General features: G+C 40.6%; 21 protein-coding genes. 19 read left to right on the top strand and 2 right to left on the bottom strand.

The window, feature by feature from the left end; all coding sequences use genetic code 11:
• Positions 1-48 precede the first annotated feature (48 nt).
• The 18 genes from O3664_RS06925 (at position 49) to O3664_RS06840 (ending at position 18,869) form a co-directional block, all read left to right on the top strand.
• Entirely contained in the window at positions 49-627 is a 579-nt protein-coding gene (locus tag O3664_RS06925) for a flavin reductase family protein (RefSeq protein ID WP_261120663.1), read from the top strand.
• Positions 614-1,174, top strand: coding sequence for a GNAT family N-acetyltransferase (locus O3664_RS06920; protein WP_261120664.1), 561 nt, complete (start codon positions 614-616; stop codon positions 1,172-1,174). The genes O3664_RS06925 and O3664_RS06920 overlap by 14 nt, the downstream gene beginning before the upstream one ends.
• The gene (locus O3664_RS06915; RefSeq protein WP_045612814.1) at positions 1,174-1,752 is read left to right on the top strand and encodes an AAA family ATPase; all 579 of its coding nucleotides are present in this window, start codon (positions 1,174-1,176) and stop codon (positions 1,750-1,752) included. The genes O3664_RS06920 and O3664_RS06915 overlap by 1 nt, the downstream gene beginning before the upstream one ends.
• Positions 1,745-4,396, top strand: a complete 2,652-nt coding sequence (locus tag O3664_RS06910) for a valine--tRNA ligase (protein ID WP_045612815.1) — start codon at positions 1,745-1,747, stop codon at positions 4,394-4,396. Before O3664_RS06915 ends, O3664_RS06910 begins: the two co-directional genes overlap by 8 nt.
• A gap of 20 nt (positions 4,397-4,416) precedes the next feature.
• Positions 4,417-6,219 (top strand): AAA family ATPase, encoded by a 1,803-nt coding sequence (locus O3664_RS06905; protein WP_045612816.1) that lies wholly within the window; start codon positions 4,417-4,419, stop codon positions 6,217-6,219.
• An 83-nt stretch (positions 6,220-6,302) separates the two neighbouring features.
• Positions 6,303-7,523 (top strand): DNA cytosine methyltransferase, encoded by a 1,221-nt coding sequence (locus O3664_RS06900; RefSeq protein WP_045612817.1) that lies wholly within the window; start codon positions 6,303-6,305, stop codon positions 7,521-7,523.
• Between the two features lie 71 nt (positions 7,524-7,594).
• Positions 7,595-9,172: a hypothetical protein gene (locus O3664_RS06895; RefSeq protein WP_045612818.1), complete on the top strand. Its 1,578-nt coding sequence runs from the start codon at positions 7,595-7,597 to the stop codon at positions 9,170-9,172.
• Between the two features lie 202 nt (positions 9,173-9,374).
• Complete coding sequence (rpoE, locus tag O3664_RS06890) at positions 9,375-9,962, top strand: DNA-directed RNA polymerase subunit delta (RefSeq protein ID WP_045612819.1); 588 nt, start codon at positions 9,375-9,377, stop codon at positions 9,960-9,962.
• Positions 9,963-10,304: 342 nt separating this feature from the next.
• Positions 10,305-11,912, top strand: coding sequence for a CTP synthase (locus O3664_RS06885; protein ID WP_371613815.1), 1,608 nt, complete (start codon positions 10,305-10,307; stop codon positions 11,910-11,912).
• Between the two features lie 119 nt (positions 11,913-12,031).
• A complete protein-coding gene (locus tag O3664_RS06880) occupies positions 12,032-13,105 on the top strand; it encodes an N-acetylmuramoyl-L-alanine amidase family protein (RefSeq protein ID WP_261024187.1) in 1,074 nt (357 codons plus the stop codon).
• A 249-nt stretch (positions 13,106-13,354) separates the two neighbouring features.
• Positions 13,355-13,654, top strand: a complete 300-nt coding sequence (locus O3664_RS06875) for a DUF4651 domain-containing protein (RefSeq protein WP_371613814.1) — start codon at positions 13,355-13,357, stop codon at positions 13,652-13,654.
• Entirely contained in the window at positions 13,651-13,968 is a 318-nt protein-coding gene (locus O3664_RS06870; RefSeq protein WP_000615777.1) for a thioredoxin family protein, read from the top strand. The genes O3664_RS06875 and O3664_RS06870 overlap by 4 nt, the downstream gene beginning before the upstream one ends.
• 15 nt (positions 13,969-13,983) lie before the next feature.
• The gene (gene ytpR / locus O3664_RS06865; protein ID WP_265476431.1) at positions 13,984-14,610 is read left to right on the top strand and encodes a YtpR family tRNA-binding protein; all 627 of its coding nucleotides are present in this window, start codon (positions 13,984-13,986) and stop codon (positions 14,608-14,610) included.
• 41 nt (positions 14,611-14,651) lie between these two features.
• Positions 14,652-15,413 (top strand): SDR family NAD(P)-dependent oxidoreductase, encoded by a 762-nt coding sequence (locus O3664_RS06860; RefSeq protein ID WP_000165331.1) that lies wholly within the window; start codon positions 14,652-14,654, stop codon positions 15,411-15,413.
• A gap of 77 nt (positions 15,414-15,490) precedes the next feature.
• On the top strand, positions 15,491-15,886 hold the full coding sequence (locus tag O3664_RS06855; protein WP_064276278.1) for a single-stranded DNA-binding protein: 396 nt from the start codon (positions 15,491-15,493) through the stop codon (positions 15,884-15,886).
• Positions 15,887-16,041: 155 nt separating this feature from the next.
• On the top strand, positions 16,042-16,326 hold the full coding sequence (groES, locus tag O3664_RS06850) for a co-chaperone GroES (protein ID WP_000917337.1): 285 nt from the start codon (positions 16,042-16,044) through the stop codon (positions 16,324-16,326).
• Between the two features lie 15 nt (positions 16,327-16,341).
• On the top strand, positions 16,342-17,964 hold the full coding sequence (groL, locus tag O3664_RS06845) for a chaperonin GroEL (protein ID WP_020902493.1): 1,623 nt from the start codon (positions 16,342-16,344) through the stop codon (positions 17,962-17,964).
• Between the two features lie 137 nt (positions 17,965-18,101).
• Positions 18,102-18,869 carry an epoxyqueuosine reductase QueH gene (locus tag O3664_RS06840; RefSeq protein WP_020900987.1) on the top strand — a complete coding sequence of 256 codons (768 nt, stop codon included), beginning with the start codon at positions 18,102-18,104 and terminating at the stop codon, positions 18,867-18,869.
• Between the two features lie 70 nt (positions 18,870-18,939).
• Here the strand turns inward: O3664_RS06840 and O3664_RS06835 are convergent, their stop codons facing one another.
• Entirely contained in the window at positions 18,940-19,473 is a 534-nt protein-coding gene (locus O3664_RS06835; protein WP_000775316.1) for a DUF402 domain-containing protein, read from the bottom strand.
• 88 nt (positions 19,474-19,561) lie between these two features.
• Entirely contained in the window at positions 19,562-20,338 is a 777-nt protein-coding gene (recX, locus tag O3664_RS06830; protein ID WP_371613813.1) for a recombination regulator RecX, read from the bottom strand.
• A 37-nt stretch (positions 20,339-20,375) separates the two neighbouring features.
• Between recX and rlmD the strand changes: the two genes are divergently transcribed.
• Complete coding sequence (gene rlmD / locus O3664_RS06825; RefSeq protein ID WP_023948262.1) at positions 20,376-21,731, top strand: 23S rRNA (uracil(1939)-C(5))-methyltransferase RlmD; 1,356 nt, start codon at positions 20,376-20,378, stop codon at positions 21,729-21,731.
• Positions 21,732-21,788: the final 57 nt, after the last annotated feature.

Here is a 21,788-nt window from a genome sequence, read left to right as displayed (position 1 = left end):
TGTAGATGGCAGGGGTTTTCTTTTGCGTCATAGTCAAAGGAGGTTGTTATGAAGCAATCTTTTAAAACAAGTAAACTCTATTATGGTTTTCCTATCTTCATTTTGGGGTATCAGGATCAGAATTTTGGACACAATATTACGACCTGTAGCTCCTCTTATAGCCTGGGAGATTGGCTGGTCATCGGTGTTGGCACTGAGGAAAATGCGGCTGACCAGATTAAGTACTATCAGAAGTTCACCGTAAATATTCCTGATGAAAATCTCATGCTCGATATGGAGCAGGCTGGTTTTATCAGTCATCGGGAGAAACTGAAACACCTGGGGCTAGACTACGAGATTTCTGAACGGACTCAGGCACCGATTTTAGAGGATTGTCCAGTCGTTTTGAATTGTCAGGTAGATCGGATTATCGAGGAAGAGGGAATTTGTCATATTTTCGCTAAGATTGTTGAGCGACTTGCTGATCCAGATCTCTTGAATGAGAAAGGGCATTTTAAAAATGACCGTTTTTCACCGACTTACTTTATGGGGGACGGTCACCAGCGCGTTTATCGCTATTTAGATAACCGTGTTGACCCTATGGGGAGCTTCATAAAGAAAGCGAGGAAGAAGGATGTCAAGAGCTGAATTACCAGAACGCTTGGAAACAGAACGTCTCGTTTTACGAGTCCGTACTGTGGCGGATGCTGAGGATATCCATGCTTATGCAAGTCTCCCAGAAGTCTCTTACCCAGCTGGCTTTCTACCCGTCAAGACCTTGGAAGATGAGATTTATTATCTGGAGCTTATCCTTCCTGAGCGCAATGAGAAGGATAATCTTCCAGCTGGCTATGGGATCGTCGTCAAAGGAACCAATAAAGTCATTGGTTCTGTTGACTTCAATCACCGCCATGCGGACGATGTACTGGAGATTGGCTACACCTTGCACCCAGACTATTGGGGACGAGGTTATGTGCCAGAAGCAGCGCGTGCCTTGATTGACATAGCTTTTAGAGAACTAGATCTTCACAAGATTGAACTATCTTGCTTTGGTTACAATACCCAAAGTCAACGAGTTGCAGAGAAGCTTGGATTTACTCTTGAAGCTCGCATCCGAGATCGCAAGGATGCTCAAGATAACCGCTGTGATGATTTGAGATATGGCTTGTTGAGAAGTGAGTGGGAGGTGGTTTGATGCACATTTTCATCATTGGGGCTCCGGCTTCTGGGAAAATGACTATTGGTCAAGAGTTATCTCGACTGACAGATGCTACCCTCTTTTATAACCATCAAGCCATCGATTTTGCATTAGAAATCTATCAGGACTTTACAGAGGAAATGTGGGAATTTGTTCGTGGAATGACCTTTTCTTTCCTTGGAGCAAGTGCAAGAAATCAGCGATCAGTAATTTTAACAGACGTAATTGATTTTTCAAATCAGTACCAGCTGATGTATTTGAAGCAAATTCAGGATTTATTGGATAACTTTCATCAAGAGATTCTGTTTGTTGAGTTGGAAACAAGTCTTGAGGAGCGTTTACGTCGAAATCAAACGGAGAATCGATTAAAGTACAAACCCTTAAAACGACATATTGAGGTATCTGAAAGAGAAATTTTAGAGACCGCTGAAACACTTCAATTAAATTCCCAACATCAACCGAATGAGTTGCACCACTACCTTAAAATAAATAATACGAGTTTGACTGCAAAAGAAGCTGCTAAGCAAATTCAAAATAAAATGAACAAAATAGAGAAAGGACAAACACATGTCTAAAGAACTTTCACCTAAATACAATCCAGCCGAAGTTGAGGCTGGTCGTTATCAAAAATGGCTTGATGCGGATGTTTTCAAGCCTTCAGGCGATCAAAAGGCTAAGCCTTATTCAATCGTCATTCCACCACCAAACGTAACTGGGAAACTTCACCTTGGTCACGCTTGGGATACGACTTTGCAGGATATTATCATCCGTCAAAAACGCATGCAAGGTTTTGATACGCTTTGGCTTCCGGGGATGGACCATGCGGGGATTGCCACTCAGGCTAAAGTTGAGGAGCGCTTGCGTGGAGAAGGCATTACACGTTATGACCTCGGTCGTGAGAAATTCCTCGACAAGGTCTGGGAATGGAAAGACGAGTATGCCACTACCATCAAGGAACAATGGGGCAAGATGGGGCTCTCTGTAGACTACTCTCGTGAGCGTTTCACCCTTGACGAAGGTTTGTCAAAAGCTGTTCGCAAGGTCTTTGTGGACCTTTACAAGAAAGGCTGGATCTACCGTGGTGAGTTTATCATCAACTGGGACCCAGCAGCTCGCACAGCCCTTTCTGATATCGAAGTTATCCACAAGGACGTAGAAGGTGCCTTTTACCACATGAACTACATGCTAGAAGACGGATCACGCGCCCTTGAAGTTGCGACTACTCGACCTGAAACGATGTTTGGGGACGTTGCGGTTGCGGTCAATCCAGAAGACCCACGCTACAAGGACTTGATTGGTAAAAACGTCATCCTTCCAATCGCTAATAAACTCATCCCAATCGTTGGAGACGAACACGCAGATCCTGAATTTGGTACTGGTGTCGTGAAAATCACGCCTGCCCATGATCCAAACGACTTCTTGGTTGGTCAACGTCATAACTTGCCACAAGTCAACGTGATGAACGACGACGGAACCATGAATGACTTGGCCTTCGAATTTGCAGGCATGGACCGTTTTGAAGCTCGTAAGGCAGTCGTTGCCAAGTTGGAAGAAATCGGTGCCCTTGTTAAAATCGAAAAACGTGTTCACAGTGTTGGTCACTCAGAACGTACAGGTGTTGTGGTTGAACCACGCTTGTCTACTCAATGGTTCGTTAAGATGGACCAATTGGCGAAAAATGCTATTGCCAACCAAGACACAGAGGACAAGGTCGAATTCTACCCGCCACGTTTCAACGATACCTTCCTCCAATGGATGGAAAATGTCCACGACTGGGTGATCTCTCGTCAGCTCTGGTGGGGTCACCAAATCCCTGCTTGGTACAATGCTGAGGGTGAAATGTACGTCGGTGAAGAAGCGCCAGAAGGTGACGGATGGACTCAGGATGAAGACGTATTGGATACGTGGTTCAGTTCTGCCCTCTGGCCATTCTCAACCATGGGCTGGCCTGATGTCGATTCAGAAGACTTCAAACGTTACTTCCCAACTTCAACCTTGGTTACAGGTTACGACATCATCTTCTTCTGGGTATCTCGTATGATCTTCCAATCCTTGGAATTCACTGGCCGTCAGCCATTCCAAAACGTCCTTATCCACGGTCTCATTCGTGATGAGCAAGGACGCAAGATGTCTAAGTCTCTCGGTAACGGGATTGACCCAATGGATGTCATCGAGAAATACGGTGCCGATGCCCTTCGTTGGTTCCTTTCAAACGGTTCAGCACCAGGGCAAGACGTGCGCTTCTCTTACGAGAAAATGGATGCTTCATGGAACTTCATTAATAAGATCTGGAACATCTCTCGCTACATCCTCATGAATAATGAAGGTTTGACCCTTGAGCAAGCAACTGCCAATGTCGAAAAAGTGGTCAACAAGGAAGCTGGAAATGTCACAGATCGCTGGATTCTCCACAACCTCAATGAAACTATCGGAAAAGCTACTGCCAACTTTGACAAGTTTGAGTTTGGTGTGGCTGGACACATCCTCTACAACTTCATTTGGGATGAGTTTGCGGACTGGTACGTTGAGTTGACCAAGGAAGTCCTTTATAGCGACAACGAAGAAGAGAAGGTCATCACACGCTCTGTTCTCCTTTACACTTTGGACAAGATCCTTCGTCTCCTTCACCCAATCATGCCATTCGTGACAGAGGAAATCTTTGGACAAATCTCAGAAGGCTCTATCGTGACAGCAGAATACCCAACTGTCAACCCAGCCTTTGAAGACCTTGCGGCTCACACTGGTGTCGAAAGTCTCAAAGACTTGATCCGTGCCGTTCGTAATGCGCGTGCGGAAGTAAACGTAGCACCAAGCAAGCCTATCACCATCCTTGTTAAGACAAGTGATAGTGACTTGGAAGCCTTCTTTAACAGCAATGTCAACTACATCAAACGCTTCACAAATCCAGAACACTTGGAAATCGCATCAACCATCCCTGCACCTGAACTCGCAATGTCAAGCGTCATCACAGGAGCAGAAATCTACTTGCCACTGGCAGACCTTCTCAATGTCGAAGAAGAACTGGCTCGTCTCGACAAGGAACTGGCTAAATGGCAAAAAGAACTGGACATGGTCGGTAAGAAGCTCTCTAACGAACGCTTCGTAGCCAATGCCAAACCAGAAGTTGTCCAAAAAGAACGCGACAAACAAGCCGACTACCAAGCTAAGTATGATGCGACCGTAGCACGTATTGATGAGATGAAGAAGTTGGTGGGATAACATTCTAGGAGACAATAAACTTGAAATTACATAAAATTGTTATCAAAGGATATAAACGACATAAAGAAACTGAGCTGATATTCTCGGATGCATCATTTCTTATTGGCGAGAATAATGTCGGTAAAACTAGTGCACTTGAAGCTGTGGAATTGTTACTTTCTGATAGTAAAAAAGTTGATGAGAGCTTATTCTATCTAGATGAAAATGGTGATAGTGCAGATAGCATAGTATTGGACGCTGAGTTTCGAGACATAGGTGAAGAGGCAAAACATTGGCGTGGTTTTAAAGGGCGTTTGTTTCCTTATCAAGAAGGAACAGATACAAAGTTTAGTTTCTTTTATAGAAAAACATTTTCAAAAACTGGTTCTCGTAAAGTAGAAGCTAAGAGTCTAGAGAAAAAATTAAAACCTGAATTTGATAAGTTTAATACAATAGAACAATTTATTGAAAGTGGATTTGATTCCTCTAAGTTAGATAGTGCATATAATGATTTCAAAAAAGTATTGAATAAAAAAGAATTAAATGAATTTTTTGAAACTCATGAGTCTTATTTTGACTTTTATAATTACAGTGAAAATGAAACTTGGGTAGAAAATCCTGGGGGTATTGCAGGGAATGTATTAACTAAGTTACCAAAAATTTTATATATCCCCGCTTATGATAGACGAGAAGATTTAGGAGAAAATAAAGGGGCGTTACAATCTATTCTTTCTGAACTATTTACAGAAGTTAGAGAGTCTTCGACTAATTACAAAGAGGCACAAAAGTATTTAAATTTATTATCAGAAGAGATGGATGCTGATAATAACCAGACATCATTTGGAAAAATGATGTCTGAACTAAATAAAACTATGGATAATGTTTTTTCAGGTATATCTATGAAAGCTACGACAGTTCTTTCTGATCCTGATAAAACAATTAAACCGACTTTCAATATTACAATGCTTAGTAATATTGAAACATCAGTTGAGCACCAAGGAACTGGAGTTATTCGATCTGCTGTCTTTGCATTATTAAAATATAAAGCGGAGAGAGATTTACGAAAAATTGAATCTGATAGAAATCTAGTAATTTGTTTTGAAGAACCCGAAATATATCTTCATCCAAATGCTGCAAATCAGATGAGAGATACAATATATGATTTAGCTTGTTCCGGTAGTAACCAAATAATTTGTACAACCCATTCGCCATATATGATTGATTTAAGTAGAAAGGCAGGGCAGGTTTTAAATTACCTATCAATTAATCTTGGCGAAATTAGTATTATAAAAAATATTGCATTTAATCATGAACAAGCATTTAAAGAATTGCAGACAGAAGATAGAAGTTACGTAAAAATGCTACTAAAAATGGATGATTACTTGTCAAGAGTATTCTTTGCTAAAAAGGTATTAATAGTTGAAGGAGATACTGAGGAGCTTGTGCTTAGAGAAACAATATTAGCTGCTCCAGAAGATTTGAGGAAAAAAATCAAGTGTGACTGGCAAATTGTACGTGCAAGAGGGAAACCGGTAATTATTTCTGTAATCAAGTATATGAAATCTATGGGAATTATACCTTATGTTATGCATGATAGAGATGCAGGAACACCTGGAGCAACGAAATATAATGTCCCTATTAGAGAAGCTTTAGATTGTGATTCACAATTATTTGTTTTAGAGGAATGTATTGAAAATGTTTTAGGATATACAGCTCCTAGTAGTGAAAAACCTTATAGTGCCTTTAAATATATACAGGATAATTGGATAACAGAAGATAGTTACGATTATGATAAAGTTTCAAAAGATTGGAGGAATATTTTTGAGGAAATATTTAAAGATTGATTAAATGCTAAAATATTTTCTGCTATGAAAATCAACTTTTTAAATGTGTCTATGAATATGTTCATTAGAAAGCAGGTTACTACATGACAGATTCTGTAAGTTCGAACCGACTTGAGAAGTACAATATTGCAGCCTTCTTCTCAGGTGTTGGAGGAATTGAGTTGGGATTTGAACAGACCAACGAGTTCAGAGTGGTGTACGCCAATGAATTTGATAAGTATGCGCGTCAGACTTATCAATTAAACCATCCAGATACCTATTTGGATGGTCGTGATATTCACGATGTTCAGCCAGAGGACATTCCAGCTGAGCGCGTGGATGTGATTATGGGAGGTTTCCCTTGTCAGGCCTTTAGCATTGCGGGTTATCGCAAGGGATTTGATGATGATCGTGGGGATCTTTTCTTCGAATTGCTTCGCATGATTGATGGATGCAAACCTCGTGCCATTTTCATCGAAAATGTCAAGAACATGGTCGGTCATGACCATGGTAATACCTTCAAGGTTATTCGTGAAGCCTTGACTGAGAACAACTACTTTATTAAGTGGAAGGTTCTCAACGGGAAAGACTATGGGAATATCCCACAAAACCGTGAACGAATCTACATCGTTGGTTTTGATACTAAGGAAGCTTATGATTTGTTTGAATTTCCAGAGGAAATTAAGCTGACTACGAGTCTTCAGGATGTGATTAACTTTGATGATAAGCTAGACGAGGTCTACTACTACCGTGAAGGCAAGCAGAATTTCTACGACCAGTTGAAGTTTGAAGTTACCAGTCAAGACACCGTTTACCAATGGCGCCGTCAGTATGTCCGTGAAAATAAAAACGGCGTTGTTCCTACCTTGACAGCCAATATGGGAACAGGTGGACACAACGTTCCATTGATTTTGACAGACAGCGGTGAGATTCGCAAGTTGACACCGAAAGAAACCTTTAATGTTCAAGGCTATCCTAAATCCTTTAAAATCCCAGAAGGAGTTTCCAATGGTCAGCTATACAAGCAGGCTGGAAATAGCGTAGTCGTTCCCGTGATTAAACGCATCGCGAAAAATGTTGCCAAGGCCTTGAATGACAGCCAAGGGCAATCTCAACTTAACCGCTCAGGAAAATTCGCTATTATCTACACCAAGATGAATGGACAATTTGAAGGGCAATCCTATGTCAAGGACTTTGTAGATAGCTATGATCAAGCTCTTGAAAAAATCCAATCTTATGATGATGGTCTAGCCCTTCTGTCTGGTGAAGATTATTTAAAATTGGTTAAAAAACGAGGCAATCTTGAATTTTACAGTATTAATTAACGAATATATAAAGAGGATTAGTGAAAAACTAATCTTCTTTTGATATACTGAAAATAGAAAAGAGGGTGCTTATGTGGGAATATCTAAAGTCTGAACAAAAAGAAAAATACAAAACCTTAATTACCAACTTCGCTAGCTTGAGCCAAGCTTTCTCTCAAAAGGCTGAGTCCGAAGATGAGGGACAAACAGAGAATTATGTTGCTCCGATTGTTAATTCTAAATTTCAAGAAACAGTCTTCCAGAAGGCTTTTAATGCGGTTGGGGAAGATATTGCAAATACCTCCTATGATGCCTCTGTCGTTGTGGATGAAAATCATAAATACCTAGTGGGTATTAAGTCTTTTGGGATTAATTCTGGAGACCAAAAGATCGCTCAGTTTAAGAAGGATTCTCAAGATTGGACGGACTTGTTGGGTGATATCAAATTCCATGCAGATATCTCAGCAGATAAAGAAACGGCAGACAAGCAAAACTATCAACGCTATGAAGAGTTGGCACGAAAGATTGCGTCCTTAAGAAATCAGAGAATCGAATCTTCTAAGGCACAAATCAAGGGATTTAGTTCGGACTCGGTCAATGTTGAAGCAGTTTATCACGTTCTGATGCCAACACCAAAGGGAGAAAATCCTAAGATTTTTGTCGGTGAAACATCTTATTTGCCAGTTGATATTGATAATCTGGTCATTGAAGGATCAACTACCAAAAACAATCCAACCAATTTTCGATTTACGGATGGGCAACACCACTACAAGTACACGGCAGCTGACAGTCAGCTCCACATGACTTTTAATAATAAAGACATTGTGGTAGATACTTGGGATGTCCATTATATCGAAGATCCTTTTTCGCTATTTGAAAATCTTCATTTACTGACAGCTGAAAAGGATAAAACTGAGATCTTAGAAACAGTGTCTTGGGCTATTACAGATAAACATGGAAATGTGGAAGAAAACTCTGGTTTCAATGCCTTTAACGGTGGATCAAAACTAGCCAAAAAAGATCGTTTACCACGGATTTTAAAGATTCAGAATAAATTCAAGGACAATTTAGCTCCTGAAGAACTAGCTTTTGTGACTTTCTCCCTAGAAGAAATTCTCTTGAAAAAGTGGACCAGTAAGGAAGAAAAAGTTCAGATGAAGGCGATTCGTGAGGACTTGATTCACTTTGCCCATAATACTGGCAATGAAAAACTCATTAAAGAAATTGAACAGCTAGTTTATCGTCCAGTTAGCGAAGTTTACATCCCGCTACCTGATTCCAAAAACTTCCATGACGAAAGGCCCGACTTCTTTGGTTCTGGATTTGGAACTTTTGAACCTGGGACTAAAAAACTAGCTCTATCCAAAGAGGAAAGAACCTTTAAACTACGCTTTTTATCTTCTGGTGATGTTATTAATGCCTATATAAATCAAGAAGCTGGTAAGGCAATTCAGTCAACCGATAAGCAAGAAATTCTTGGCAATTGGATCTTACGTGGCGTTTTCCAGTTGAAGGAACGAGAAGTCTTGACAGGTCAACGACTCAATGAACTGGAAATCAACGGTATTCGTTTGACTAAGTTTAAAAATGGAGAAATCGGTATTGAATTCATCTGGATTGATATTGAAAATCCACCTAGCGATGCCATCGGCTGGGTAGCAAAGAAATAAAAATCCGTTTTAGACTAATTTCCACTTTGGTCAGTCAAGTGGAAGTTACTTTGAGAAGTTACCCCGCTTAGAAGATTTGTATTAGTTCTCCCCCTTAACCTTTGACTATTCTGCAAAATTATCGTAAAATAAAGAGTAAATGATAAAATGAGGTCAGAGTCTGTTTGCTCTGGCGATAGTAGTATAAATGAGGAGAAACGCTTTGGAATTAGAAGTATTTGCTGGGCAAGAAAAAAGTGAACTATCTATGATTGAGGTAGCGCGTGCTATCTTGGAACTTCGTGGTCGCGATCACGAGATGCATTTTAGCGATCTTGTAAACGAAATTCAAAATTACCTTGGAACATCAAACAGCGATATCCGCGAAGCTTTGCCTTTGTTCTACACAGAGTTGAACTTTGACGGTAGCTTCATCTCACTTGGAGACAACAAATGGGGTCTTCGTTCATGGTATGGTGTGGACGAAATCGACGAAGAGATCATCGCTCTTGAAGAAAATGATGACGATGAAGTAGCACCAAAAGCTAAGAAAAAACGTGTCAATGCCTTCATGGATGGCGATTCAGATGCTATTGACTACAATGCAGATGATCCAGAAGACGAAGATGCATACGAAGCAGATCCTGCTCTTTCATACGATGATGAAAATCCAGATGATGAGAAAAATGAAGTGGAAGCTTACGATGCAGAAATCAACGAAATCGCTCCTGATGATTTGGGTGAAGACGTGGATCTCAATGAAGAAGATGACGAGTTTTCAGACGATGATTCTGAAAACACCGAGGAATAAAATTTAGCTATTGACAATTATCCTATTTTTAGGTATCATATTGTTCGGGCACCTCTTTTAGAGGTCGGGGCTCCCTAGTTCTTAGGGAGCTATTTTTGTTTTTTCAAGAAGTTATCTTCTTGTATTTTATACTCAATGAAAATCAAAGAGCAAACTAGGAAACTAGCCGCAGGCTGTACTTGCGTACGGCAAGGCGACGTTGACGCAGTTTGAATTTGATTTTCGAAGAGTATTAGTTGTGAATCTGGTTCAGTAGTCCCAGATTATTCTTATTAGTAGGGTCTTGTTTTCTATGTCCCCTCGTAGTTAACAAGGCCTTGAGCATTTTAGAAAGAGGAATTTATGTCTACGAAATATATTTTTGTAACTGGTGGTGTGGTGTCGTCTATTGGGAAAGGGATTGTGGCAGCAAGTCTGGGCCGTCTCTTGAAAAATCGTGGTCTAAAAGTAACCATTCAAAAGTTTGACCCTTATATCAATATCGATCCGGGAACTATGAGTCCTTACCAGCACGGGGAAGTTTTTGTGACAGATGATGGAGCTGAGACAGATTTGGACTTGGGCCACTATGAACGTTTTATCGATATCAATCTTAACAAATATTCCAACGTGACAACTGGTAAAATTTACAGTGAAGTTCTTCGTAAGGAACGTCGTGGAGAATACCTTGGGGCAACTGTTCAGGTCATTCCTCATATCACAGATGCTTTGAAAGAAAAAATCAAGCGTGCCGCTCTAACGACCGACTCTGATGTCATTATCACAGAGGTTGGTGGAACAGTAGGAGATATCGAGTCCTTGCCATTCTTAGAGGCCCTTCGTCAGATGAAGGCAGATGTGGGTGCGGATAATGTTATGTACATCCATACAACTTTGCTTCCATATCTCAAGGCCGCTGGTGAAATGAAAACTAAACCAACTCAACACTCTGTAAAAGAATTGCGTGGATTGGGAATCCAACCAAATATGTTGGTTATTCGTACAGAAGAGCCAGCTGGTCAGGGAATTAAAAACAAACTAGCTCAGTTCTGTGATGTGGCACCAGAAGCCGTTATCGAATCGTTGGATGTTGAGCACATCTACCAAATTCCATTGAACTTGCAGGCTCAAGGTATGGACCAAATTGTCTGTGACCATTTGAAATTAGATGCACCAGTAGCAGATATGACAGAGTGGTCAGCCATGGTGGACAAGGTCATGAACCTCAAGAAACAAGTCAAGATTTCCCTTGTCGGTAAGTATGTAGAGTTGCAAGATGCCTACATTTCTGTGGTTGAAGCCTTGAAACACTCTGGTTATGCCAACGACGCAGAAGTTAAAATCAATTGGATCAATGCCAATGATGTGACAGCAGAGAATGTGGCAGAGCTTTTGTCTGATGCAGATGGAATCATCGTACCAGGTGGTTTTGGCCAACGTGGTACGGAAGGGAAAATCCAAGCCATCCGCTATGCGCGTGAGAATGATGTTCCGATGTTGGGTGTCTGCTTGGGAATGCAGTTGACTTGTATCGAGTTTGCTCGTCACGTTTTAGGGCTTGAAGGTGCTAATTCTGCAGAGCTTGCACCAGAAACAAAATACCCTATCATTGATATCATGCGTGATCAGATTGACGTTGAGGATATGGGGGGAACCCTTCGTTTGGGACTTTACCCATCTAAGTTGAAACGTGGTTCTAAGGCAGCAGCTGCTTATCACAATCAAGAAGTGGTGCAACGCCGTCACCGTCACCGCTATGAGTTTAACAATGCCTTCCGTGAGCAGTTTGAAGCAGCAGGTTTTGTCTTCTCAGGAGTTTCTCCAGACAATCGTTTGGTAGAAATTGTGGAAATTCCTGAAAATAAATTCTTTGTAGCGTGTCAGTATCACCCTGAACTGTCAAGCCGTCCAAATCGTCCAGAAGAACTCTACACTGCCTTTGTCACTGCAGCAGTTGAGAACAGCAATTAGCCAAATCAGAACCTTTGAGAAGAATCTCAGAGGTTTTTTACTTGCATATTTAGGATATGATTTGCAAAATAAAAATATAGTGATATAATTAACATAAAAAATTCTAAGGAGGATCTACGATGAAAAAAATCACACTATTTAGTTTGTCTCTAGCTGGTCTAGCTTTACTGGCTTTTCCACATTCAGGGCAGGCATTTGAGCTTAAAGAAGAATGGGTTGTTAAGTGTGGAGTACAGTATCAAGATGGCAAGATTTTTCGATTCAACAATGGTCATGAAGTGGATATCAAAGTCTTGGATTTGCCAAAAACCGAGAAAATCGAGTGGACAGTTAGTCTCAATGGTCAAGATCAGACTGTCAATTTCCTAGGTCAAGAAAAGGACAAGTCTATGATTGGTATAGAAGGGCGTTACCTGAATTTCTATGTTCCATATGGCTATAGAGGAGATATCAAGGTAGAAGCCAAGAGCGGAAACGAAGTGAAGATCTGGTCAACGAAAGTTGTGGATGATATTCATAATGATAGTGGAAAGAGAGGTTACTATCGTATTGAAGAATCAAATAATCAATACACTTACATCGATGCTAAATGGGATTATCAAACCAAGACTTACACTGCCACTTTACCAGAGACTGTCAATGGTCAAAAAGTCTTTGCTTGGGCAGACTATGGCAATGGCGAGTTGAAACTTGAAAAACTAAAATCTATCAGTCATAAATATGATGGAGGATCTTTCAAAGAACTTTATCCGATTGTAAAAGCAGAAAGTTGGCTAAAATCAAACCAAAACTGGTACTATCAAAAACAAGGCCAACTAGTTCAAAATGCTTGGGTTAAGGACAAGGGAACTTGGTACTTTATGAATGATAACGGAGTCATGTTCAATCAAACTTGGCTCTATCAAGGTAGCAACTGGTATGCCTTTAAATCATCAGGAGCTATGATTGCGAGTGATTGGCTTTACGACCAAGGCAAGTGGTACTATTTATCAACTTCAGGAGCTATGAAAGCAAGCGCTTGGATTTATGACAAGGGAGAATGGTATTATGTAAGTTCTTCTGGTGCCATGCTAGCGAATGATTGGGTCAAAGATAATGGCAAGTGGTATTATCTGGCTTCATCAGGTAATATGCTTCGCAATACCTACACACCTGATGGTTACTACGTTGGTAACTCAGGCGCTTGGCAATAAGAATAATACTCTTCGAAAATCTCTTCAAACCACGTCAGTTCTATCCACAACCTCAAAACGCTGTTTTGAGCTGACTTCGTCAGTTCTATCTACAACCTCAAAGCAGTGATTTGAGCAGCCTGCGGTTAGCTTCCTAGTTTGCTCTTTGATTTTCATTGAGTATAAGAAGTCCTTTTCCTTAATGGCAGAGGCTTTTTACTTGCTTTTCTGCTGCTTCCTCATTTGTCCTAAAGCCTTTTTTGTGTTAAAATGAATGGTATGAAAGCTAAAAAAATGTGGATGGCAGGTCTGGCTCTGCTTGGTATTGGGAGCCTTGCCCTTGCTACGAAAAAAGTTGCAGATGACCATAAGCTCATGAAGACTCAGGAAGAGTTGACAGCGATTGTACGAGACCATTTTTCAGACATGGGGGAAATTGCGACTCTCTATGTTCAAGTCTATGAAAGCAGTCTAGAGAGCTTGGTTGGTGGCGTCATTTTTGAGGATGGCCGTCATTATACCTTTGTCTATGAAAATGAAGACCTAGTCTATGAGGAGGAAGTCATATGATACAACCAGCAAGTTTAGAAGAATTAGCATCTTTAGTAGAAAAAGATGGCAAGAAGGTCTTTCTTTTTGTAGCAGACTGGTGTGGCGATTGTCGTTATATCTATCCTGCCTTACCAGAAATTGAGGAGACCAATCCAGAGTTCACCTTTATTCGAGTGGATCGAGATCAGTATATGGATCTAGCCAAACTCTGGGATGTTTACGGAATTCCTAGCCTTGTTGTTCTAGAAAAAGACAAGGAAATTGGTCGTTTTGTTAATCGCGACCGTAAAAGCAAGCAACAAATTAATGACTTTTTAGCAGGTTTGAAATAGGAGAAAAAGGAAACAATGATTTTTACATATAACAAAGAACATGTCGGCGATGTCCTTATGGTCATCGCGAAAAATAGCGGAGATGCCAAACTAGATGTGGAGCGCAAAGGCAAGGTAGCTCGTGTTTTCCTCAAAGATAATGGGGAAACAGTGGCGTGGAATATTTTCGAAGTTTCAAGTTTGTTTGAAATTGAAGAGCGCGGTCAAGTCTTTTTGTCTGATGAACAAGTAGCTCGTTTGAACCAAGAATTGCAGGCGGAAGGTTTTAAAGAAGAAATTGTCAATGACAAGGAACCTAAGTTTGTTGTTGGTGAAATTGTCGAGATGGTAGCCCATCCTGATAGTGACCACCTTAACATCTGCCAAGTTGCAGTCGCGAGTGACAAGACAGTGCAAATCGTTGCAGGGGCTCCCAATGCGCGTGTCGGGTTGAAAACCATTGTAGCTCTTCCAGGAGCAATGATGCCCAAAGGGAATCTCATTTTCCCAGGTGAGCTTCGTGGTGAAAAGAGTTTTGGCATGATGTGTAGTCCTCGTGAACTTGCCTTGCCAAATGCTCCGCAAAAGCGTGGTATTATTGAATTATCAGAAGACCAAGTTGTTGGAACTCCATTTGATCCAGCTAAACACTGGACTACCTAGGAAGTTGTCAGTATCTGATAGACCAGCTAGAAGGAAATAAGATGACAAAAAATGTTGTGATTACAGGGGCGACATCAGGAATCGGTGAAGCGATTGCGCGTGCTTATCTGGAGCAGGGTGAGAATATCGTTTTAACAGGTCGACGGACAGATAGACTAGAAGCCCTTAAGTCGGAGTTTGCAGAAGCCTTCCCAAATCAGACAGTTTGGACTTTTTCGCTAGATGTCACAGATATGACCATGGTAAAGACTGTCTGCTCTGATATTCTAGAAACGATAGGTCAGATTGATATTCTGGTCAATAACGCAGGTTTGGCTCTTGGCTTGGCTCCATATCAAAACTATGAAGAGTTGGATATGCTGACCATGTTGGATACCAATGTCAAAGGTTTGATGGCAGTCACTCGCTGTTTCTTGCCAGCAATGGTAAAAGCTAATCAAGGACATATCATCAATATGGGGTCAACCGCAGGAATCTACGCCTATGCGGGTGCCGCTGTTTACTCAGCTACCAAGGCAGCGGTTAAGACCTTTTCGGATGGACTGCGAATTGATACCATCGCAACGGATATCAAGGTTACAACCATTCAGCCTGGGATTGTCGAAACAGATTTTTCGACGGTACGTTTTCACGGTGATAAAGAACGAGCTGCGTCCGTTTACCAAGGAATCGAAGCTTTGCAAGCTCAGGATATTGCAGACACAGTAGTCTATGTGACCAGTCAACCTCGTCGTGTGCAGATTACAGATATGACCATCATGGCCAATCAACAGGCGACAGGTTTCATGGTTCATAAAAAATAAAAAATTTTCTCGAAAAGTTACAAATTTCTGTAACTTTTTTTGATTTCCTACGAATAGATAAGTAGGAGGAAGAAAATATGTATAATAAAGTTATCTTGATTGGACGTTTAACGTCTACACCAGAATTGCACAAAACCAACAATGACAAGTCAGTAGCGCGTGCAACCATTGCTGTGAATCGTCGTTACAAAGACCAAAATGGGGAGCGCGAAGCTGACTTTGTCAATATGGTTCTATGGGGCAGACTAGCAGAAAGCTTGGCCAGCTACGCAACTAAAGGTAGTCTTATCTCTGTGGATGGAGAACTTCGTACCCGTCGCTTTGAGAAAAATGGTCAAATGAATTATGTGACTGAAGTACTTGTCACAGGATTCCAACTTTTGGAAAGTCGTGCTCAACGTGCCATTCGTGAAAATAATGCAGGACAGGATTTGGCAGATTTGGTTTTGGAAGAGGAGGAATTACCATTTTAAACATAAAAAAGTCTGAGTTGGTCTCAGGCTTTTTATCTTGAGAAAGTCAGACTTTTTTCTTGACTATTTCTGACCAAGTGATACAATAGAATTATGAATTAGCACTCAAGTGTAAAGAGTGCTAATGATATCTATCTCATTATGGAGGAAATCAGATGTTGAAACCATTAGGGGACCGTGTGGTCTTAAAAGTAGAAGAAAAAGAACAAACTGTTGGAGGTTTTGTCCTCGCAGGTTCAGCCCAAGAAAAAACCAAAACAGCTCAAGTTGTGGCTACTGGACAAGGTGTTCGTACCTTGAACGGTGACTTGGTTGCTCCAAGTGTTAAAGCTGGAGACCGTGTCTTGGTTGAAGCTCACGCAGGTCTTGATGTCAAAGATGGCGATGAAAAGTACATCATCGTAGGCGAAGCTAACATCTTGGCTATCATTGAAAAATAGAAGGAGAAAGTAAGTATGTCAAAAGAAATTAAATTTTCATCTGATGCTCGTTCAGCTATGGTCCGTGGTGTCGATATCCTTGCAGACACTGTTAAAGTAACCTTGGGACCAAAAGGTCGTAACGTTGTGTTGGAAAAATCATTTGGCTCACCCTTGATTACCAATGACGGTGTGACCATTGCCAAAGAAATCGAATTGGAAGACCACTTTGAAAATATGGGTGCCAAATTGGTATCAGAAGTAGCTTCAAAAACCAATGATATCGCAGGTGACGGAACGACAACTGCAACTGTCTTGACACAAGCAATCGTCCGTGAAGGAATCAAAAACGTCACAGCAGGTGCAAATCCAATCGGCATTCGTCGTGGGATTGAAACAGCAGTTGCCGCTGCAGTAGAAGCCTTGAAAAACAACGCCATCCCTGTTGCCAACAAAGAAGCCATCGCTCAGGTTGCTGCCGTATCTTCTCGTTCTGAAAAAGTCGGTGAGTACATCTCTGAAGCTATGGAGAAAGTTGGTAAAGACGGTGTCATCACAATTGAAGAGTCACGTGGTATGGAAACAGAACTTGAAGTTGTTGAAGGAATGCAGTTCGACCGCGGTTACCTTTCACAGTACATGGTGACAGATAGTGAAAAGATGGTGGCTGACCTTGAAAATCCATACATTTTGATTACCGATAAGAAGATTTCAAATATCCAAGAAATCTTGCCACTACTAGAGAGCATTCTTCAAAGCAATCGTCCTCTCTTGATTATTGCAGATGATGTGGATGGTGAGGCTCTTCCGACTCTTGTTTTGAACAAGATTCGTGGAACCTTCAACGTAGTAGCAGTTAAGGCACCTGGTTTTGGTGACCGTCGCAAAGCCATGCTCGAAGATATCGCCATCTTGACAGGTGGAACAGTTATCACAGAAGACCTTGGTCTTGAGTTGAAAGATGCGACAATTGAAGCTCTTGGTCAAGCAGCGAGAGTAACTGTGGACAAAGATAGCACGGTTATCGTAGAAGGTGCGGGAAATCCTGAAGCCATTTCTCACCGTGTTGCAGTTATCAAGTCTCAAATCGAAACTACAACTTCTGAATTTGACCGTGAAAAATTGCAAGAACGCTTGGCCAAATTGTCAGGTGGTGTAGCGGTTATTAAGGTCGGAGCCGCTACTGAAACTGAGTTGAAAGAAATGAAACTTCGCATCGAAGATGCTCTCAACGCTACTCGTGCAGCTGTTGAAGAAGGAATCGTTGCAGGTGGTGGAACAGCCCTTGTAAATGTTATCCCAGCCGTGGCTGATTTGGAATTGACAGGAGATGAAGCGACAGGTCGCAATATTGTTCTCCGTGCCTTGGAAGAACCTGTTCGTCAAATCGCCCACAATGCAGGATTTGAAGGATCTATCGTTATCGATCGTTTGAAAAATGCTGAAGTTGGTACAGGATTCAACGCAGCAACTGGTGAGTGGGTCAATATGATTGATCAAGGGATTATCGATCCAGTTAAGGTTAGTCGCTCAGCCCTACAAAATGCAGCATCTGTAGCCAGCTTGATTTTGACTACAGAAGCAGTCGTAGCCAATAAACCAGAACCAGTAGCCCCAGCTCCAGCAATGGATCCAAGTATGATGGGTGGGATGATGTAAGCTTTCTATAGAAAACAACTTATAAAAAACACAAAAGGAGGGAATGGCTATTCCTCCTTTTTATGATATTCACTTCTAAATTGATTTGAGCTCTCCTAACTTATATGATAAAATAAGACTAGAAAAAGGAGAAGAACATGATCGATGTAGAAGAAATTCTGAGCAAGATGAACCCCAATCAGAAGATTAATTATGACCGTGTCATGCAGAAGATGGTACAAGTATGGGAGAAAAATGAGCAACGGCCAACCATTCTCATGCATGTTTGCTGTGCCCCGTGCAGTACCTATACTCTAGAATATTTGACTAAGTATGCAGACGTGACCATCTATTTTGCCAATTCTAATATCCATCCCAAGGCAGAATACCATAAGCGGGCCTATGTCACCAAGAAATTTGTTAGTGATTTTAATGAGCGAACTGGCAATAACGTTCAATACCTAGAAGCCCCTTATGAACCTAACGAATATCGTAAACTGGTTCGAGGTTTGGAAGAAGAGCCGGAAGGTGGCGACCGTTGCAAGGTTTGTTTTGACTACCGACTAGATAAGACAGCGCAAGTGGCTATGGATCTTGGCTTTGACTACTTCGGTTCGGCTTTAACCATCAGTCCTCATAAGAATTCTCAAACCATTAACAGTATTGGAATCGACGTGCAAAAGATTTACACCACCCACTATCTTCCAAGTGATTTCAAGAAAAATCAAGGCTACAAACGTTCAGTAGAGATGTGTGAAGAGTATGATATCTATCGTCAATGTTATTGTGGATGTGTCTATGCAGCACAAGCCCAGAATATTGACCTAGTTCAGGTTAAGAAAGATGCCACGGCGTTCTTGCTGGATAAGGATGTTGAAAAAGACTATTCCCACATCAAATTTACAGTTACAAAATTAGATATATAGAAATCACCCCAGCTGTAAAGCTGGTTTTTTCAAATAAAAAAACCAGGGCATTCACCCTAGTTTGACAACTTTACCGATTCTTTAGTTCTACATAGCGCTTGTACCAAATGTTTACATAGGCTTCTGAGAAAGGACCACGTCCATTGTTAATCCAATCAACAAGAATTTTGACATGTTCTTTTAAAATATAGTCTAAGTCATCAGAATAATTCATTTTGCGTTTGTGACGCTCATACTCCTCAACGTCCAAGAGACGTTTTTCCCCATCTGTAAAAATTTTAACATCCAAATCGTAATCAATATACTTCAGTGCTTCTTCATCCAGATAGTAGGGGCTAGCCATATTGCAATAGTAGGAAATTCCGTTATCACGAATCATGGCAATGATATTAAACCAATATTTCTTGTGAAAGTAAACAATAGCCGGTTCTCGAGTGACCCAACGACGACCATCACTTTCGGTAACCAGTGTATGATCGTTGACACCAATAATGGCGTTTTCTGTTGTTTTTAGTACCATGGTGTCCCGCCAAGTTCGGTGGAGACTCCCATCATGCTTATAACTTTGAATTGTAATAAAGTCGCCTTCTTTTGGAAGCTTCATAACTAACCAACTTTCTACAATTTATAAGTTTATCGTTTACTATTGTACCATAAAATTACCTAAAATCTGTGAATTTTACATGAAAATATTAAAGATATTCTCTGAGAGCGCTTGCTATATCCGAAAAATCGTAGCCTTTTCGTGCTAAAACTTGAGTTAAACGCTGTTTAAGTTCGTATCCTTCATATTTTCGGGCATACTTAGAATATTGCTTATCAAGTTCCCTGAAGATGAGTTCCTGAGTCGTTTCTTGGTCAACTTGACTATCCAACTGGTCAAAGGCACTTTTAGCATCAGAATAGGAAAACCCCTTGTTGGTCAGATTTTGGATTATCTTATCTTGCAAGGCACGAGCTGGAAGTTTTCCCTCATATTTTTTCAATAGTTTATTAGCTACACGTTGAGCAACTTCAGAAAAATCAAATTCTTTCAAGTTCTCTTCTATAGTAGATTTTGAAATCCCTTTTTGAGCTAGTTTCTGAGTCAGTACATAAGGACCCTTGTCTCCTGAAAGTTGATTGGCATTGATGATAGCATAAGCGTACTGAGCATCATTAATCCACTTATCTTCTTTAAGATTAATAATGACTTGAGAAACGATGTTTTCATCAATATCGTATTTTTTCAGATATTCTCTGACCTCTTTTTCAGTACGTGCTTTAAAGGATAGGTGGTAGAGGGCTAGATTCTTACCGTAAGAAAATTGGGCAAAGTCCTGAATATCTTTCAATTCTTCTTCACTTATCACCTTATCTCTTGATAACATAAAACGAACAATAGTATCTTCAGTAATGTAGCATTTGTCGCCATTATCAAGCTCCATCAGATAGAGTCTTTTTTTCTTTTCAAGTTTTGTGATTTTCATAGTTCTATTATAACTCAAAATGTGATAAGATAGGGGTATGAATCTGAAAGTGAAACAAAAAATACCATTAAAAATTAAGCGCATGGGAATTAATGGTGAGGGAATCGGCTTTTATCAAAAAACATTAGTCTTTGTGCCTGGTGCTCTCAAAGGAGAAGATATCTATTGTCAGATTACTTCTATTAAACGTAACTTTGTAGAGGCAAAACTACTGAAGGTCAACAAGAAGTCTAAATTCCGTGTTGTGCCTGCTTGTACTATTTACAATGAATGCGGAGGCTGCCAAATCATGCACCTGCATTATGATAAGCAGCTGGAGTTCAAGACGGACTTACTTCACCAAGCGCTAAAAAAATTTGCCCCTGCAGGATATGAAAACTATGAAATCCGCCCGACGATTGGAATGCAGGAACCCAAGTACTATCGTGCTAAGTTACAATTTCAGACTCGAAAATTTAAAAATCAGGTCAAGGCAGGTCTGTATGCACAAAACTCTCACTATTTAGTAGAGTTGAAAGACTGCCTGGTACAAGACAAGGAAACCCAAGTGATTGCTAATCGTCTAGCAGAATTACTTACTTATCACCAGATTCCAATCACGGATGAGAGAAAAGTTCTAGGTGTTAGAACGATAATGGTCCGACGAGCAAGAAAGACTGGACAGGTTCAGATTATTATTGTTACAAACCGTCAGCTTAATTTAACCCAACTAGTAAAAGACTTAGTTAAAGATTTTCCAGAAGTTGTGACAGTGGCTGTGAATACAAATACAGCTAAAACCAGTGAAATTTATGGTGAAAAGACAGAGATTATCTGGGGAGAAGAGAGTATTCAAGAAGGTGTACTCGATTATGAATTTTCACTATCTCCTCGAGCTTTCTATCAACTGAATCCTGAACAAACAGAAGTCCTTTATAGCGAGGCAGTAAAAGCGCTGGATGTTAGTAAAGAAGACCATTTGATTGACGCATATTGTGGAGTTGGAACAATTGGTTTTGCCTTTGCAAAGAAAGTAAAAACACTCAGAGGTATGGATATTATTCCAGAAGCTATTGAAGATGCCAAGCGAAATGCTAAAAGAATGGGATTTGACAATACTCATTATGAAGCTGGAACGGCAGAAGAGATTATTCCTCGCTGGTATAAGGAAGGCTACCGAGCAGATGCTCTGATTGTGGATCCACCACGTACAGGTCTGGATGATAAGTTATTAGATACTATTCTTACCTATGTACCAGAAAAAATGGTCTATATTTCTTGCAATGTTTCGACCTTGGCTCGTGATTTAGTACGTTTAGTAGAAGTCTATGATCTCCATTATATCCAGTCGGTCGATATGTTCCCGCATACAGCTCGAACGGAAGCTGTTGTAAAATTAATAAAAAAAGTTTAAAAAAAGTGTTGACAAAGTTTGAAAAGCCAGTATAATAGTAAGAGTTGAAAACAACTC

The sequence above is a fragment of the Streptococcus sp. 27098_8_109 genome (assembly GCF_041432295.1).
GTDB lineage: Bacteria > Bacillota > Bacilli > Lactobacillales > Streptococcaceae > Streptococcus.
This window is presented reverse-complemented; position numbering and strand designations above follow the sequence as displayed.